Origin of the sequence: Aeromonas sp. Y318-1, from assembly GCF_027706125.1 — a bacterium.
Classification (GTDB): Bacteria; Pseudomonadota; Gammaproteobacteria; order Enterobacterales; family Aeromonadaceae; genus Aeromonas; species Aeromonas hydrophila.
In genome coordinates this window covers 88,869-103,519 of record NZ_JAPDCM010000012.1, presented here as the reverse complement: position 1 = coordinate 103,519, position 14,651 = coordinate 88,869, and the positions used below count along the sequence as shown (strand labels likewise).

Here is a 14,651-nt window from a genome sequence, read left to right as displayed (position 1 = left end):
GATGATTGAAATTGCCGCCTTGGGGTTGTCCTTGCTGGCGTTGGTGCTGGCCCTGTATGGGGTAATTGGCAGCCGACGTGGCCAGCGAGAGTCCGAGGCCAGGGTGGAGACGCTGCAAGGGCAGCTCGAGAGCCTGCGCAAGCAGATGATGGAGCTGCATACCGGGGCCATCGGCATGGGCCAGCGTCTGCAGTCCGTCGAAGGGGCCATGCAGCAGATCAACGATCGCCAGCAGGAGCTGACCCTGCAGGATCCGGAACGTCGCCTGTACAGCCGCGCCGCCAAGATGGTGGAACTCGGTGCCGACCTCGATGAGGTCATGAATGAATGTGAATTGCCTAAGGCCGAGGCTGAATTGTTGATTTCATTGCGAAAAGGCCGCTCATGAATGTTCGGGAAGGCATCCGCCTTCCTGATTTTCCTCCCCTCTCTTCAAGGCGGGATCTCCCCCACAAATCCTGCTGATAATTGGCATCTTTGAAAAGACGCTTCCCGATACTGTGTTAATATGCAGGCCGCTTCTTTTCACTGATTACATCCTCATGCTGCTTCAAATTCACAATCTGAGCTGCGTGCGTGAAGATCGCACTCTGTTTGAACATCTCTCCTTTGCGGTGGCTCCCGGTGATCTGGTGCAAATTGAAGGCCCCAACGGGGTAGGGAAGACCAGCCTGCTGCGCTTGCTGACCGGCTTGTCTCAACCCTTTGCCGGTGAAGTGTGCTGGAATGGTGAAAATATCCGCAGTTGCCGCGATGAATATCACGCCAATCTGCTCTATCTCGGTCACCAGCCTGGCGTCAAGGCTGCCCTGACACCGCTCGAAAACCTCGCCTTTTACCAGAAACTGCACCATGCGGCCGATACCAGCGTGGATCTGTGGCGGGTACTGGCCCAGGTCGGTCTGGCCGGGTTTGAAGAAAACCCCACCGGTCAGCTCTCCGCCGGCCAGCAGCGCCGTGTCGCGTTGGCTCGCCTGTGGCTCAGTGACAAGCCGGCGCTCTGGATCCTGGATGAGCCGTTCACCGCCATCGACAAGCAGGGGGTGAAGGTGCTGGAGCGGCTGTTCCTGACCCACGCCGAACGAGGGGGCATGGTGATCCTCACCACCCATCAGGACATGACCCTGATGCAGGGACGGTTGAAGACCCTCTCTCTCACGCCCTTGCTGCAGGAGTAGTTCTGATGTTGCGCGCCGTAATGCACCTGATCCACCGCGAGTTGTTGATGGCCCTGCGCCAGCGCTCCGACATCCTCAACCCGCTCTGGTTTTTCCTCATCGTCATCACCCTGTTTCCGTTAGGGATCGGCCCTGAGCCCAAGCTGCTGGCCCGCATTGCTCCCGGTATCATCTGGGTGGCCGCCCTGCTGGCGGCCATGCTGTCGCTGGAGCGGCTGTTTCGCGACGACTTCGGCGACGGTGCGCTGGAGCAGATGATGCTGATGCCCCATCCGCTGGGCTTGCTGGCGCTGGCCAAAGTGATCGCTCACTGGTTGCTGACCGGCCTGCCACTGCTGCTCATCTCCCCGCTGCTCGCCATTTTGCTGTCGCTGGACATGAACACCTATCTGGCGGTGGTCGCCACCCTGGCGCTGGGGACGCCCGTGCTGAGCCTGCTCGGGGCGGTCGGCGTCGCCCTGACGGTCGGCTTGCGCAAGGGGGGGGTACTGCTCAGCCTGCTGATCCTGCCGCTCTATATTCCGGTACTGATTTTTGCCACCTCTGCCATCGATGCAGCGGGGATGGGGCTGCCCTATTCGGGGCAGCTGGCGATTCTGGGGGCCATGCTGGCCGGTGCGTTGACCCTGACCCCGCTGGCGGTCTCGGCGGCGCTGCGAGTCAGCGTGAATTGACGAAAGCGTCTGAAAAAGTGGCCATGGAAGGGCCGTTATAAAAAATATAATTGAGATAGATCAAGAGGATGGCTGCTTATTGCTTTCGGGGGATGTGATGTTTTCCGGCAGTGGGTATGGTAGGCCTCGCCACGATATTAATAACAGAAAGGTTTTGTGAGCTATGTGGAAATGGTTGCACCCTTACGCTAAACCCGAGCGCGCGTACCAGCTGGCAGGGACCCTGCTGCCCTGGTTTGCCGTGACAAGCCTGCTGGCATTCATCATCGGCACCCTCTGGGGGCTGGCCTTTGCACCTGCGGATTATCAGCAGGGCGACTCCTTCCGGATCATCTACATCCATGTTCCGGCCGCGATCCTCTCCATGGGGGCCTACTCCACCATGGCGGTAGCCGCCTTCATCGGTCTGGTGTGGCAGTTGCGGATGGCGGACATGACGGTGGCCGCGGTCGCGCCGGTCGGCGCCGTGTTCACCTTCATCGCACTGTTTACCGGCGCCGCCTGGGGCAAACCCATGTGGGGCACCTGGTGGGTGTGGGATGCGCGACTCACCTCCGAGCTGATCCTGCTGTTCCTCTACCTCGGCGTCATCGCCCTCTACAACGCCTTCAGCGACAAGGTGCTGGCCGGTCGCGCTGCTGGCATCCTGGCGCTGGTGGGGGTGATCAACCTGCCGATCATCCACTACTCGGTGGAGTGGTGGAACACCCTGCACCAGGGCGCCAGCATCACCAAGTTTGACAAGCCCTCCATCTCCCCCGAGATGCTGTGGCCGCTGCTCATCATGATCCTGGCCTTTGCCGCCTTCCTCGGGGCCCTCTCCCTGATGCGTTTTCGAAACGAGCTCTTGATGCGGGAGTGGCACCGCCCCTGGGTCAAAGAGATAGCCGAGCAGGAGAAGTAAGCATGCACTTTGCCTCATTCAGTGACTTTCTGGCGATGGGCGGTTACGCCTTCTACGTCTGGCTCTCTTTCGGTCTGACCCTGCTCTGCCTGGTCGGCATCGTCATTTCCACCCGTATGAAAACCCGTGCCCTGCTCGGTGAACTGCGCAACAAGCAGGCGCGAGAGGCCCGCCGCAAGGCGGCCCAGCAGATGGAGAACACCCTATGAACCCGAGACGCAAGAAACGCCTCACCATCATCCTGGCGATCAGTGCCGGGCTTGCCGCGGTGATCGGCCTGGTGCTCTATGCCCTCAGCCAGAACATCGATCTCTTCTATACCCCGAGCGAGCTGGTGGAGGGCAAGGGCCCGGACAAGATCAAGCCGGAAGAGGGACAGCGCCTGCGCATCGGCGGTCTGGTGGTCCCGGGTTCGGTACAGCGGGATCCCCAGAGCCTCAAGGTGGCCTTCAAGCTGGTGGACAACGGCGGGCATCTGGTGACCGTCGAGTTTGACGGTATCCTGCCGGATCTGTTCCGCGAGGGGCAGGGGATCGTCGCCCAGGGCACCCTCAAGGATGCCACCACGGTCGCCGCCTTCGAGGTGCTGGCCAAGCACGATGAGAACTACATGCCGCCGGAAGTGGCCGATGCCACCAACGGCATGCACTTCAAGCCGGAATATACCGAGGCGCAGCTGAAGGGGAGCAAGCAATGATCCCGGCAGCATTCGCACCGTTTTCACCTTTTCAAGCCGGTTTACAGGTTCGTGCTGCGGCTCATTTGAAAGGAGTTCAGCCATGATCCCTGAATTGGGACAGTTTTCACTGATCCTGGCCTTCGCCACCGCCCTGCTGCTGGGCAGCTATCCGCTGCTCGGGGCCAAATGGGGGCGCCTTGGCATGATGTCGGCGGCCCGTCCGCTCGCCTATGCCCAGTTCCTGCTGCTGTTGCTGTCGTTCCTGTGCCTGACCTGGGCCTTCATCGACAACGACTTCACCGTGCAGTACGTGGCCACCAACTCCAACAGCTTGCTGCCGCTGGCCTATCGCATCTCCGCGGTGTGGGGTGCCCATGAAGGCTCCCTGCTGCTGTGGGTGCTGACCCTGGGAGGCTGGACTGCGGCCGTTGCCATGTTCAGCCGTCGCCTGCCGCTCGACGCGGTGGCGCGGGTGCTCGGCGTGCTCGGCCTCATCTCGGTCGGTTTTACCGCCTTCGTGCTGTTTACCTCCGACCCCTTCATTCGTACCTTGCCCTACTTCCCGGTGGATGGGCGCGACCTCAACCCGCTGTTGCAGGACCCGGGTCTGATCTTCCACCCGCCGATGCTCTACATGGGCTATGTGGGCTTTTCGGTGGCCTTTGCCTTCGCCATCGCGTCCTTGATGACAGGTCGGCTTGATGCCACCTGGGCGCGCTGGTCCCGTCCCTGGACCATGGCTGCCTGGGTCTTCCTCACCCTGGGCATCGTGCTCGGCTCCTGGTGGGCCTATTACGAGCTCGGCTGGGGCGGCTGGTGGTTCTGGGATCCGGTAGAAAACGCCTCCTTCATGCCCTGGCTGGCGGGTACCGCCCTGCTGCACTCGCTGGCGGTGAGTGAAAAACGCGCCACCTTCAAGGCCTGGACCGTGCTGCTGGCGCTTTCCGCCTTCTCTCTGAGCCTGCTGGGTACCTTCCTGGTGCGCTCCGGCGTGCTGGTGTCGGTGCATGCGTTTGCCTCCGACCCGACCCGCGGCCTGTTCATTCTGGGCTTCCTGCTGGCGGTAATCGGTTCATCCTTGCTGCTGTTTGCCTTCAAGGGCTCCCAGGTGAGAAGCCACGGCAAGCACGAACTGTGGAGCCGCGAGACCCTGCTGCTGTGCAACAACATCATGCTGGTGGCGGGTCTGCTGACCGTGCTGCTCGGCACCCTGCTGCCACTGGTACACAAGGAGCTGGGGCTGGGCAGCATCTCCATCGGTACTCCCTTCTTCAACCACATCTACAGCTGGCTGATCATTCCGTTCGCCCTGTTGCTGGGGGTTGGCCCGCTGTTTCGCTGGCGCCGTCAGGAGCTGGGCGAGCTCAAGGGCAAGGTGGTGCTGGCACTGGTATTGAGCCTGGCCGCTGCCATTTTGCTGCCGCTGCTGCTGGCCGAGGAATTCAAGCCCTGGGCTGCGCTCGGTATCGGGCTTGGCGCTTGGATCATCGTGACCAGCGTGCAGGAGACCTGGGTGCGTGCCACCCACAAGCACAGCTTCGCCGTCGGCGTGCGCCGCCTTGGCAACAGCCACTGGGCGATGATCCTGGGTCACGTGGGCCTTGCGGTCAGCATCATCGGCATCGCCTGTACCCAGAACTACAGCATCGAGAAGGATCTGCGGATGCAGGCCGGCGATCGGGTCCAGTTTGCCGACTATGAGTTCGTCTTCACCGGCATCAAGGAGAAGAACGGCCCCAACTACGACGGCTTCAAGGGCGTACTGGAAGTGCACAAGGACGGCAAGCAGGTCGCCCTGCTCAAGCCGGAGAAACGCATGTACAAGGTGACCCGGATGCCGATGACCGAGGCGGCCATCGATGCCGGTTTCACCCGGGATCTCTACGCGGCGCTCGGCGAGCAGCTCGACAGTGGCGCCTGGGCGGTGCGGATCTACTACAAACCCTTCGTGCGCTGGATCTGGTTCGGCGGCGTCTTCATGGCCATCGGCGGCGTGCTGGCGATGCTGGACAAGCGCTACCGTTTCGGTCGTCGTGACGAGGAGGCCAAGGCATGAGCAAGAAGACCTGGTTGTTTCTGATCCCTTTCATCGTGTTTCTGCTGGGGGCCGTGTTTCTGTTCAAGGGGCTCTACTCCGATCCCACCAAGCTCGAGTCCGTGATGGTGGGCAAGGAGGTGCCCGTGTTCACCCTGCAGGACATCTATGACCTCAATAAACAGCATGACAGGAGCATCCTCAAGGGGCGCCCCATGTTGCTCAACGTCTGGGCCACCTGGTGCCCGACCTGCTATGGGGAGCACACCTACCTCAAGCAATTGGCGGGGCAGGGGATCTACATCGTCGGCATGAACTACAAGGATGAACGGGCCAAGGCCATCAACTGGCTGGCGGAGCTCGGCAATCCCTACCAGATCAATCTTTATGATCCCGACGGCATGCTGGGGCTGGATCTGGGGGTCTACGGCGCGCCGGAGACCTTCTTCATCGACAGTCAGGGCATCATTCGCTATCGCCACGTGGGGGACGTCAACCCCGAGGTGTGGGCCAGCACCCTCAAACCCATCTATGACGCCATGAAGTGAGGGAGAGCCTGATGAGAATGTTTATTGCGTCCCTGCTGCTGCTGGCGGGACTGGGCGGGGCAGGCCAGGCGCTGGCCGCCATCGATGTCTACACCTTTGACAGCGACGCCCAAGAGCAGACCTTTCGCGAGCTGACCAAGGAGCTGCGCTGCCCCAAGTGCCAGAACCAGGATATCGCCGACTCCAACGCGGGCCTGGCCAAGGACTTGCGTGACAAGACTTACCAGATGGTGCGCGAGGGCAAGGACAAGCAGGAAGTGGTGGACTACATGGTCGCCCGTTACGGCAACTTCATCCTGTACAACCCGCCGCTGATGGCGTCGACCCTGATCCTCTGGCTCGGCCCCCTGCTGGTGATCGTCATCGGTGTCGTCATGGTGGTGGTGCGCAGTCGCCGTCGTCCCGCGGCTGCTACGCCGGCGGATAGCGCCCTGAGCGCGGAGGAGCAGCGTCGTCTGGCTGCCCTGCTCAAAGAGGAAGAGAAACAATGACCGCATTTTGGATAGTGATCGCGGCCCTGCTGGCGCTGGTGAGCCTGGCGCTGGTGCTGCCGTTGTGGCGGGGGGAGGGCAAGCAGAGCATCAGCCGCTCGGCCCTCAACAAACAGCTCTATCGCCAGCGTCTGCTGGAGATCGGGGAAGAGCGCGAGCAAGGGGTGCTGGCGGAAGAGCAGGACACCCTGATCGAGCTGCAGCGCAGCCTGCTGGACGACATCCCCGACGTGGAGCAGACCGCCCGCGGCGGCAAGAGCATGATCTGGATCCCAGGTGTGCTGGTGCTGGTGGTGGTGAGCCTGGGGCTCTACTACAAGCTCGGCTCCTGGCAGGAGGTCAGCCGCTGGCAGGATGCCAACAGTCGGCTGGGCGAGCTCAGCAACCGCATCCTGGTGGAGCGGGACGCCGAGGTCACCGAGCAGGATCTGCTGGACTTCACCCTGGCCCTGCGTACCCGCCTGAAGGACGAGCCGAACGATTACCGCGGCTGGCTGCTGCTGGGTCGGCTGTCACTGGATGGCAATGATCCCGAGATGGCCCGCGAGGCGCTGGAGCGGGCCTACGGGCTGGCCCCGCAGAAGGCGATGGTGGCGGTGCCCTACGCCCAGGCACTGATGATGACAGGGGATGACGCGCAGGCCGACCAGCTGCTGCGGGTGGCTATTGCCCAGGATCCTGCCAATATCGAGGCGCGCTCCGTCTACGCCTTCATGGCGCTGCAAAAAGAGGACTTCAAGACCGCCCTGCAACGCTGGCGCGAGATGTTGCCGCTGATGGAGAAGGGTTCGACCCGTTACACCATGGTGGAGCGTTCCATCGACTACGCCGAGCAGCAGTTGAAGAAGCGCGGCATGGCCAGTGCGACCGTGCCGGCTGAGGCGAGCGGGCAGAACGTGGCCTCTGACCAGGTACTGGAGGTGAAGGCCGGCGAGTTCCCGCTCAAGGTGACGCTGGCCGATGGCATTGCACTGCCGGAAGATGCCCATCTGTTCGTGTTTGCGGTGATCCCCAACGGACCGCCCATGCCCATCGCGGTCAAGCGCATCCCGGGGCCGCACTTCCCGCTGACCCTGTCGCTGGGGGACGGTGACGCCATGATGGAAGGCAACAAGCTGGCCGCCTATCCCGAGCTGCAGTTCAAGGCGCGCCTCTCCCGTGGCGGCAACGTCATGAACAAGGAAGGGGCGTTTGAAGGTGTCTCCGTTCCGGTCGCGACCGGTTCGATTCCTTCAGCGCCGATTGACATCCGCATCGATCACGCCCTCTAATACGCCTTTGGCCCGGCTCCTCGATGGGGCCGGGCTGCCTATAATTCAGATTAATCACAATAAAAAGCTAGGACTTCCATATGTATGTGCGTGTAGGGGCATTGATGGTGGCCTTGTTGCTGGGCGGCTGTGCTGGCGGCCCGCCCAAGCAGGGGCCCGAGAGCCTTGACCTCAAGGAGACGCCGAGCCGGCCTGGTGCGACCAGCACGGCCAGCGATGGTCGTGACCCGTTTCAGGGCGCCAACCGGGCCATGTGGGCCGTCAACTACGATGTGCTGGAGCCCTATGTGGCCCGTCCCGTGGTGCACGGCTATGCCCGCTATATTCCGCAGGGAATGAAGGACGGCATCGAAAACCTGGTGGAAAACTTCAACGAGCCGAGCAGCATGGTCAACCATCTCATCACCGGCGATTTGAAGGGGGCGGGCACCAACCTGGGTCGCTTCACCCTCAACACCACAGTGGGTCTGCTGGGTATCTTCGATGTGGCCAAGCATGCCGGCCTGGCGCGCAACAAGCTGGAGCTCAATACCGTGCTGGGTCGTGCCGATATCGGTGATGGCGCCTACCTGATGGTGCCGGTGTACGGCCCGACCACCACCCGCAAGCTGGTGGGGGATACCGTGGATACGTTGTATTTCCCTTATGCCTTGCTGACTTTCCCGTTGAAGGTGGTGCACTGGGCGCTGGATGGTCTGGGTACCCGTTCCAAGCTGATCGATCAGGAGCGGATCATCGACAACGCGCTCGATCCTTATGCCCTGACCAAGGACTTCTATCTGCAGTACAACCAGAACAAGGTGACCGGTCGTCAGACCGAGCTCAAGCAAGAGCAGCAGGAGAAGCAAGATGACAGCAATCTGGACGACTATCTGGATGAAATCGACCAGTGATGCCAGCGCATCCGGCTCGAGTAACGTAACAAAGGCGCCCCTGCGGGCGCCTTTTTCGTCTCTGCTGTTGCACAGGCATAAAAAAACGCCCCGCAAGAGCGGGGCGTTTTGGCAAGAACGGGGCTATCAGGCAGCCAGGTTCTTGGCCACGAATTCCCAGTTGACCAGAGTCCAGAAGGTTTCCATGTACTTCGGACGCAGGTTGCGGAAATCGATGTAGTAGGCGTGTTCCCACAGGTCAACGGTCAGCAGCGGAGTGGTACCGGCTTCGGTCAGCGGGCAACCGGCGTTGGAGGTGTTGACGATGGCCAGGGAGCCGTCAGCCTTTTTCACCAACCAGGTCCAGCTGGAACCGAAGTTGCCGATGGCGGACTTGGTGAACGCATCCTTGAACTCGGCGAAGGAGCCGAAGGCCTTGGTGATGGCATCGGCCAAGGCGCCAGTGGGCTCGCCACCGCCGTTCGGGGAGAGGCAGTGCCAGTAGAAGGTGTGGTTCCAGATCTGGGCGGCGTTGTTGAAGATGCCGCCAGTGGAGGTCTTGATGATCTCTTCCAGAGACTTGCCTTCAAACTCGGTACCCGGCACCAGGTTGTTCAGGTTGACCACATAGGTGTTGTGGTGCTTGCCGTGGTGGTATTCCAGAGTTTCCTGGGAGATGTGCGGTTCCAGAGCATTGATTGCATAGGGCAGAGCGGGAAGTTCGAATGCCATTTTCTACTCTCCATTGGCTGGCCGTGCGAAGGCGACGGTTGCAAGACATTGCGTACTCTTTTCTATCTTGAAAAGAATTGTTCTTGAAATAAGGGGGCCAGATGGCCCAAAGCCCATCGATTGTACCAGCATCAAAGATGGGCTAACAACTCTTGATTCTCGCCATGATCCGGATCAAGCTGCGGCGTATTGATTCATCACTTCTTGCACCCGAGGTGGTTTGCCAGTTTGTGGTCTGCCCGGATTGCAGTAGAATGGCCGCCGAAATCGCTCTAGTGAGGCACCTATGGAAACTATTGAAAAGATCAAACAGCAGCTGGCTGAAAACCCCATCATCCTGTACATGAAGGGTTCCCCCAAGCTACCCAGCTGCGGTTTCTCTGCCCAGGCCTCCCAGGCCCTGATGTCCTGTGGCGAGCCGTTTGCTTACGTCGACATCCTGCAAAACCCGGATATCCGCGCCGAATTGCCGAAGTTTGCCAACTGGCCGACCTTCCCCCAGCTGTGGGTGGAAGGTGAGCTGGTCGGTGGCTGCGACATCATGATCGAGATGTTCCAGGCTGGCGAGCTGCAGACCCTGATCAAGGAAACTGCCGCCAAACACAAGCAGGATGACGCCACCGCAGAATAAGGCAGCATCTGCATCATGCAAAAAGGGGAGCCGCTGGCTCCCCTTTTTTATTTCACAACTTTATCTTACAACAGGCATCAGGCGATGCGTTCGATGCGTGCCATGTAGAAGCCATCGAAGCCGGTGGCGGCCGGGCTGACGGTGTGGTCATCCCGCAGACGGTAGTTTTCATTGGCAGCGAGGAACTTGTCCACCTGCTGACGGTTCTCTTCCGGCAGGATGGAGCAGGTTGCATAGACCAGCAGACCACCCACCTTCACCATCTGGCTATAGCGTTGCAGGATCTCCGCCTGCAGGGCAACCAGTACCGGCAGCCGCTCGGCGGTGTCGCGCCACTTGGCATCCGGGTTGCGCTTGAGCACGCCGAGGCCGGAGCAGGGCACGTCCAGCAGCACGCGATCGGCACTCTCTTTGAGGCGTTTGACGGTCTTGCTGCTGGTGATCACCCGGGTTTCCACGTTGTGGGCCCCGGCGCGGCGGGCGCGCTGCTTGAGGTTTTCCAGCTTCCACTCTTCCACATCCATCGCCAGCAGGCGGCCCTTGCCCTCCATCATGGCGGCCAGATGCAGGGTCTTGCCGCCAGCACCGGCGCAAGCATCGATGACGCGCATGCCGGGGCTCACTTCCAGCGCGGCCGCAACCTGCTGGGAGCCGGCATCCTGCTGCTCGAACCAGCCATCGGCAAAGGCCTTGGTACGAAACAGGGCGGCATCCGAGGTCACTTGCAGGGCTGAGTCGACCCCTTCCACTGGAATGGTGGTGACCTGCTCTTTGGCCAGTGCGGCCTGCAGCTCTTCACGGGTGCACTTGAGGCTGTTCACCCGCAGATAACGCTTGGGCATCCAGGCCAGCGCGGCACGTTCGGCAGGCCAGGCTTCGCCCAGTTGCTCGCTGCCGAGTTTTTCAAGCCAGGTCGGGCAACCATCCATCAGCACCGGGTTCTTCTTGGCTTCGGTCAGACGACGACGAAACGCCTCTTCATTGAAGCGATCCAGCGTCGGATGGTTGGGTTGGGCTATCTTGTGAAAAGCGTGCCAGCTGTGCAGCAGTGGCCAGACGTTCTTCTCGGCCTGACGGACCTGGATGCCGGTCAGGGCGCAATAGAGGCTGAGGCGACGCAGCAGATCGCCGGTGACCAGGGCAATCCTTGCCTGTTCTTGCGGTTTGAGTTCGATGCCGGAGAAGTGACGGGCATAGGCGCGATCCAGGGTGAGACCCTGGCCCAGCACATCGTCAACAATGGCAACGACCAGGTCCCCGAAACGGGGCAACAGTGGGGATTTGAGCATGAGATTAACCTTGGTCAGATAAAGACGAACCGTCGTCATGGTGACGCGGCTCAAAAACTGATAAATCCGCGCAATGATAGGGGCTAGACAGGGTTGGTGCAACACTCCCCATTCGGGGAATATCCGTCAGGTGGTGCTGGACTAAGCAGGGCGGCAGGCGAATGATGCCAGTTGCAGTTTGGGTGAGTGCATTTAAAAGGACTAAAAAGATGCAGTTGATGAAATTTTCTCCCTTGGCGCTGGTGGTAGCCAGCCTGATGAGCTCGGGTGGCCTTGCGGCCAAGGAGTGGGACACGGTGGTGGCGCGCGCCAGCGCCGCCGACGGCTATGAAGTGCGGGCCAACCAGTTTCGGGTCGCCAAGGTGCCCATCGATTATTTTGCCGGCCTGCAGGCCGGGGCCCGTGCGCTGACCCTGCCGTTGCCCGACGGGGGAGAGGTGACCTTCACCCTCGAGGCCTATGATCTGCTGCCTGCCGATCAGGCGGCCAAATTCCCCGAGATCCTGACCTTCAAGGGTCATAACCCGGCGGCACCGGTAGAGACGGGACGTTTTGACCTGGGGCCGCTGGGCTTTCACGCCATGTTCACCCATCAGGGCAAGACGGTGTTCGTCGACCCGCTGCGCAATGCCGACGGTTATGCCGTCTATTACCAGCAGGATGCCTACAGCCGGCTGGAGGAGGACGCGGACAAGGTTATCGGCAGCGAGGCCAGCAGGGCGCTGGCGCACAAGGTGCAGGTGGATGGCAACGTGCGCAAGCGTTACGTCATCGCCATTTCGGCGGCGGGGGAGTACACCCAGTTCCACGGTGGCTCCAAGGTGCTGGCCACCGCGGCCATCGCCACCCTGCTCAACCGGGTCAATGAGGTATACCAGCGCGACGTGGGGGCCGAGTTTCAGCTGGCCAGCGGCAACGACAACATCATCTTTACCGATCCGGCCAGCGATCCCTTCACCAATGGTGATGCCGACGTCGACATCAACAGCGTGGTGCAGGCCAATGCCCAGACCCTGCCCAGCGCGCCGCTTGGACCGTTCGACATTGGCCATGTGGTCAATACCGGGGGCGGCGGGCTGGCCAATCTCGGTGCGCTCTGTACCGCCACCCGTTCGCAGGGCATGACCGGCTCAGCCACCCCGGTGGGGGATGCCTTCTTTATCGACTACGTGGCCCACGAGATCAGTCACCAGTTCGGCGCCGACCACACCTTCAACGGCACCACCAACAGTTGTGGCAGCGGCAATCGGGAGGCGACCCAAGCCTGGGAGCCGGGCAGCGGTACCTCCATCATGGCCTATGCCGGGATCTGCGGGGACGAGAACATCCAGCCCCACAGCGACCCCTATTTCCACAGCAAGTCCATCGAGCAGATGCGAGCGCACATGGCGACCGTGCCGGCCTGTGGTACCACCCTCAACCTCGTCAACAATGCGCCCCAGGCGGCGGCCGGGGCCAGCCGCATCATCCCGGCCAACACGCCGTTCGTGCTCAAGGGGGCTGGCGCCGATCTGGACGGGGATCCTCTGACCTACACCTGGGAGCAGATCGACCTGGGCACGGAATCGAGCAGCCCGGCCACCATGGTGGACGACGGCAGCCGGCCGCTGTTTCGCTTCGTTTCCCCCACCAGCTCGGCGGAGCGGATCCTGCCGAGCCTGCCCTCCTTGCTCTCGGGCATGCTCGCCAAGGGCGAGGCCTGGCCCACCACCAACCGGGATCTCAACTTCCGGCTGACGGTGCGTGATGGCAAGGGCGGTGTCGCCAGCGACGACATGAAGGTCCAGGTGGTCAACACCGGCAGCGCCTTCCGGCTGACCGCCCCGCTTGGGGTGGCGTTGACGCCGGGGGCCAGCCAGGCGGTCAGCTGGGATGTGGCCGGCACCACGCTGGCGCCGATCAGCTGCAGCAAGGTAGACCTGTTCATCACCCAGAATGAGGGGGCCAGCTGGAGCAATCTGGCGGTCAGCCAACCCAACAGTGGCGCCGCCACCGTCACCCTGCCGGCGGATCTGGCCAGCGCCGCACGCCTCAAGGTGGCCTGCAGCGACAACATCTTCTTCGCCATCAGTCCGGCCAAGCTGCCGGTCGTCCAAAGCGGCGGCAGCTCGGGCGGTGGCGGCGGTGGTGGTGGCGCCCTCGGTCTCTGGACTCTGGCGCTGGCCCTGCTGGGTTGGCAACGGAGGCGCGGATGAGGGCTGGCTGGCTGGTGCTGGTGTCCCTGCTTGGCGGCTGCCAGGCGGACGCCGATACCCTGGAGCAGGCGGTCAGCGCCAGTCTGGCCAAGCAGGATTACCGGCTGATCGTGCGGGCCGGGCGCGGCGAGGTGGCGCCCGGCATCGCGCCGGAGCAGCAGGCCTCGGCCAAGGCGCGCTGCGGCGTGCGCTACCTCGATGGCCTGGGGGATGTCATCAAGCCCGGGCAGGAAGAGGCCCAGGCCAAGCTGGCGGCCTACGCGGCGGATTACAACCGGCGCATGCTGGCGCATTGTCCCGCTGCCTCTGGCAAGCAATAAGCCTGCCGGCGGGCATGGCGTACCAAGAGCGTGTGAAGGACATACCAAGGGGGGAGGCGTGAGCCTCCCTCTTTTTTGCAGCCGCCATTTGCCGGTCACAAGGCTTGTACCCATGGCGTGCTCGTCGCACAATGCCAGCACGCATGGCCGCATGGGCGGCAAAGAGAGAAGGAAAATCAAGATGATGGATGTAGCCGATCTGCGCCGCGAATACACCCGGGGTGGATTGCACCGGGCCGATCTGCCGGCCGAGCCCCTCGCCTTGTTCGAGAAGTGGCTGGCCCAGGCGTGCGAGGCCAAGCTGACCGATCCCACCGCCATGGTGGTGGGCACCGTCGATGCCGACGGCCAGCCCTGGCAGCGCACCGTGCTGCTCAAGCATTACGATGCAGAGGGCATGGTGTTCTACACCAACATGGGCAGCCGCAAGGCGCATCAGCTGGAGGGCAACCCCCGCATCAGCCTGCTGTTTCCCTGGCACACGCTGGATAGACAAGTGCATGTGACCGGCCGGGTGGAGAAGATGAGCACCTTCGAGGTGATGAAGTACTTCCACAGCCGCCCCAAGGACAGCCAGATCGCCGCCTGGGTTTCTCAGCAGTCGACCCGCATCTCGGCGCGCGGTGTGCTGGAGGCCAAATTCCTCGAGCTCAAGCAGAAGTTTGCCAATGGCGAAGTGCCGCTGCCGAGCTTCTGGGGTGGTTTTCGGGTGCGGATCGACACGGTCGAATTCTGGCAGGGGGGCGAGCATCGCCTGCACGACCGTTTCTACTACACCCGCGAGGGGGAAGGCTGGCACATCGAGCGGTTGGCGCCCTGAGTGCCCGCTGCC

General features: G+C 62.0%; 17 protein-coding genes. 15 read left to right on the top strand and 2 right to left on the bottom strand.

Annotated features, from left to right (window positions below):
• The first annotated feature begins 1 nt into the window (after window position 1).
• From OKB87_RS17785 to OKB87_RS17735, 11 genes are all read left to right on the top strand, one after another.
• The gene (locus tag OKB87_RS17785) at window positions 2-388 is read left to right on the top strand and encodes a DUF2802 domain-containing protein (protein ID WP_011705296.1); all 387 of its coding nucleotides are present in this window, start codon (window positions 2-4) and stop codon (window positions 386-388) included.
• Window positions 389-542: 154 nt separating this feature from the next.
• Window positions 543-1,178, top strand: a complete 636-nt coding sequence (gene ccmA / locus OKB87_RS17780) for a cytochrome c biogenesis heme-transporting ATPase CcmA (protein WP_077096029.1) — start codon at window positions 543-545, stop codon at window positions 1,176-1,178.
• 5 nt (window positions 1,179-1,183) lie between these two features.
• Entirely contained in the window at window positions 1,184-1,852 is a 669-nt protein-coding gene (gene ccmB / locus OKB87_RS17775; protein WP_011705298.1) for a heme exporter protein CcmB, read from the top strand.
• A 163-nt stretch (window positions 1,853-2,015) separates the two neighbouring features.
• A complete protein-coding gene (locus tag OKB87_RS17770; protein WP_011705299.1) occupies window positions 2,016-2,756 on the top strand; it encodes a heme ABC transporter permease in 741 nt (246 codons plus the stop codon).
• 2 nt (window positions 2,757-2,758) lie between these two features.
• Window positions 2,759-2,965: a heme exporter protein CcmD gene (ccmD, locus tag OKB87_RS17765; RefSeq protein ID WP_011705300.1), complete on the top strand. Its 207-nt coding sequence runs from the start codon at window positions 2,759-2,761 to the stop codon at window positions 2,963-2,965.
• On the top strand, window positions 2,962-3,453 hold the full coding sequence (gene ccmE, locus OKB87_RS17760) for a cytochrome c maturation protein CcmE (RefSeq protein WP_011705301.1): 492 nt from the start codon (window positions 2,962-2,964) through the stop codon (window positions 3,451-3,453). Before ccmD ends, ccmE begins: the two co-directional genes overlap by 4 nt.
• 82 nt (window positions 3,454-3,535) lie before the next feature.
• The gene (locus OKB87_RS17755; protein WP_011705302.1) at window positions 3,536-5,491 is read left to right on the top strand and encodes a heme lyase CcmF/NrfE family subunit; all 1,956 of its coding nucleotides are present in this window, start codon (window positions 3,536-3,538) and stop codon (window positions 5,489-5,491) included.
• Window positions 5,488-6,018, top strand: coding sequence for a DsbE family thiol:disulfide interchange protein (locus OKB87_RS17750; RefSeq protein WP_005298853.1), 531 nt, complete (start codon window positions 5,488-5,490; stop codon window positions 6,016-6,018). Before OKB87_RS17755 ends, OKB87_RS17750 begins: the two co-directional genes overlap by 4 nt.
• Window positions 6,019-6,029: 11 nt before the next feature.
• Window positions 6,030-6,509, top strand: a complete 480-nt coding sequence (locus OKB87_RS17745; protein WP_011705303.1) for a cytochrome c-type biogenesis protein — start codon at window positions 6,030-6,032, stop codon at window positions 6,507-6,509.
• The gene (gene ccmI / locus OKB87_RS17740; RefSeq protein ID WP_207137219.1) at window positions 6,506-7,780 is read left to right on the top strand and encodes a c-type cytochrome biogenesis protein CcmI; all 1,275 of its coding nucleotides are present in this window, start codon (window positions 6,506-6,508) and stop codon (window positions 7,778-7,780) included. The genes OKB87_RS17745 and ccmI overlap by 4 nt, the downstream gene beginning before the upstream one ends.
• A gap of 80 nt (window positions 7,781-7,860) precedes the next feature.
• Window positions 7,861-8,673, top strand: coding sequence for an MlaA family lipoprotein (locus OKB87_RS17735; protein WP_016350065.1), 813 nt, complete (start codon window positions 7,861-7,863; stop codon window positions 8,671-8,673).
• Window positions 8,674-8,799: 126 nt separating this feature from the next.
• Here OKB87_RS17735 and sodB read toward each other — a convergent pair whose 3' ends face one another.
• Window positions 8,800-9,384 carry a superoxide dismutase [Fe] gene (gene sodB, locus OKB87_RS17730; protein WP_011705306.1) on the bottom strand — a complete coding sequence of 195 codons (585 nt, stop codon included), beginning with the start codon at window positions 9,382-9,384 and terminating at the stop codon, window positions 8,800-8,802.
• Between the two features lie 286 nt (window positions 9,385-9,670).
• Here sodB and OKB87_RS17725 point away from each other — a divergent pair, with 286 nt between their 5' ends.
• Window positions 9,671-10,015 (top strand): Grx4 family monothiol glutaredoxin, encoded by a 345-nt coding sequence (locus tag OKB87_RS17725; RefSeq protein WP_168965964.1) that lies wholly within the window; start codon window positions 9,671-9,673, stop codon window positions 10,013-10,015.
• 77 nt (window positions 10,016-10,092) lie between these two features.
• On the opposite strand, the gene OKB87_RS17720 is transcribed toward OKB87_RS17725, so the two are convergent.
• A complete protein-coding gene (locus OKB87_RS17720) occupies window positions 10,093-11,304 on the bottom strand; it encodes an RsmB/NOP family class I SAM-dependent RNA methyltransferase (protein WP_029303566.1) in 1,212 nt (403 codons plus the stop codon).
• A gap of 209 nt (window positions 11,305-11,513) precedes the next feature.
• Between OKB87_RS17720 and OKB87_RS17715 the strand changes: the two genes are divergently transcribed.
• The 3 genes from OKB87_RS17715 (at window position 11,514) to pdxH (ending at window position 14,639) form a co-directional block, all read left to right on the top strand.
• Window positions 11,514-13,499, top strand: coding sequence for a reprolysin-like metallopeptidase (locus OKB87_RS17715; protein WP_270828167.1), 1,986 nt, complete (start codon window positions 11,514-11,516; stop codon window positions 13,497-13,499).
• Window positions 13,496-13,819: a hypothetical protein gene (locus tag OKB87_RS17710; RefSeq protein WP_024943890.1), complete on the top strand. Its 324-nt coding sequence runs from the start codon at window positions 13,496-13,498 to the stop codon at window positions 13,817-13,819. Before OKB87_RS17715 ends, OKB87_RS17710 begins: the two co-directional genes overlap by 4 nt.
• Window positions 13,820-14,000: 181 nt before the next feature.
• Window positions 14,001-14,639 carry a pyridoxamine 5'-phosphate oxidase gene (pdxH, locus tag OKB87_RS17705; RefSeq protein ID WP_011705310.1) on the top strand — a complete coding sequence of 213 codons (639 nt, stop codon included), beginning with the start codon at window positions 14,001-14,003 and terminating at the stop codon, window positions 14,637-14,639.
• Window positions 14,640-14,651 lie beyond the last annotated feature (12 nt).

What these genes read in the sequence shown, in the direction of transcription:
- OKB87_RS17725 (WP_168965964.1), top strand. Translation starts at nt 9,671, where the DNA reads ATGGAAACTATTGAAAAGATCAAACAGCAGCTGGCTGAAAACCCCATC.
- OKB87_RS17735 (WP_016350065.1), top strand. Translation starts at nt 7,861, where the DNA reads ATGTATGTGCGTGTAGGGGCATTGATGGTGGCCTTGTTGCTGGGCGGC.
- OKB87_RS17750 (WP_005298853.1), top strand. Translation starts at nt 5,488, where the DNA reads ATGAGCAAGAAGACCTGGTTGTTTCTGATCCCTTTCATCGTGTTTCTG.
- OKB87_RS17710 (WP_024943890.1), top strand. Translation starts at nt 13,496, where the DNA reads ATGAGGGCTGGCTGGCTGGTGCTGGTGTCCCTGCTTGGCGGCTGCCAG.
- OKB87_RS17720 (WP_029303566.1), bottom strand. Translation starts at nt 11,304, where the DNA reads ATGCTCAAATCCCCACTGTTGCCCCGTTTCGGGGACCTGGTCGTTGCC.
- OKB87_RS17770 (WP_011705299.1), top strand. Translation starts at nt 2,016, where the DNA reads ATGTGGAAATGGTTGCACCCTTACGCTAAACCCGAGCGCGCGTACCAG.
- OKB87_RS17755 (WP_011705302.1), top strand. Translation starts at nt 3,536, where the DNA reads ATGATCCCTGAATTGGGACAGTTTTCACTGATCCTGGCCTTCGCCACC.
- ccmI (WP_207137219.1), top strand. Translation starts at nt 6,506, where the DNA reads ATGACCGCATTTTGGATAGTGATCGCGGCCCTGCTGGCGCTGGTGAGC.
- pdxH (WP_011705310.1), top strand. Translation starts at nt 14,001, where the DNA reads ATGATGGATGTAGCCGATCTGCGCCGCGAATACACCCGGGGTGGATTG.
- ccmB (WP_011705298.1), top strand. Translation starts at nt 1,184, where the DNA reads ATGTTGCGCGCCGTAATGCACCTGATCCACCGCGAGTTGTTGATGGCC.
- ccmE (WP_011705301.1), top strand. Translation starts at nt 2,962, where the DNA reads ATGAACCCGAGACGCAAGAAACGCCTCACCATCATCCTGGCGATCAGT.
- OKB87_RS17785 (WP_011705296.1), top strand. Translation starts at nt 2, where the DNA reads ATGATTGAAATTGCCGCCTTGGGGTTGTCCTTGCTGGCGTTGGTGCTG.
- OKB87_RS17715 (WP_270828167.1), top strand. Translation starts at nt 11,514, where the DNA reads ATGCAGTTGATGAAATTTTCTCCCTTGGCGCTGGTGGTAGCCAGCCTG.
- sodB (WP_011705306.1), bottom strand. Translation starts at nt 9,384, where the DNA reads ATGGCATTCGAACTTCCCGCTCTGCCCTATGCAATCAATGCTCTGGAA.
- OKB87_RS17745 (WP_011705303.1), top strand. Translation starts at nt 6,030, where the DNA reads ATGAGAATGTTTATTGCGTCCCTGCTGCTGCTGGCGGGACTGGGCGGG.
- ccmD (WP_011705300.1), top strand. Translation starts at nt 2,759, where the DNA reads ATGCACTTTGCCTCATTCAGTGACTTTCTGGCGATGGGCGGTTACGCC.
- ccmA (WP_077096029.1), top strand. Translation starts at nt 543, where the DNA reads ATGCTGCTTCAAATTCACAATCTGAGCTGCGTGCGTGAAGATCGCACT.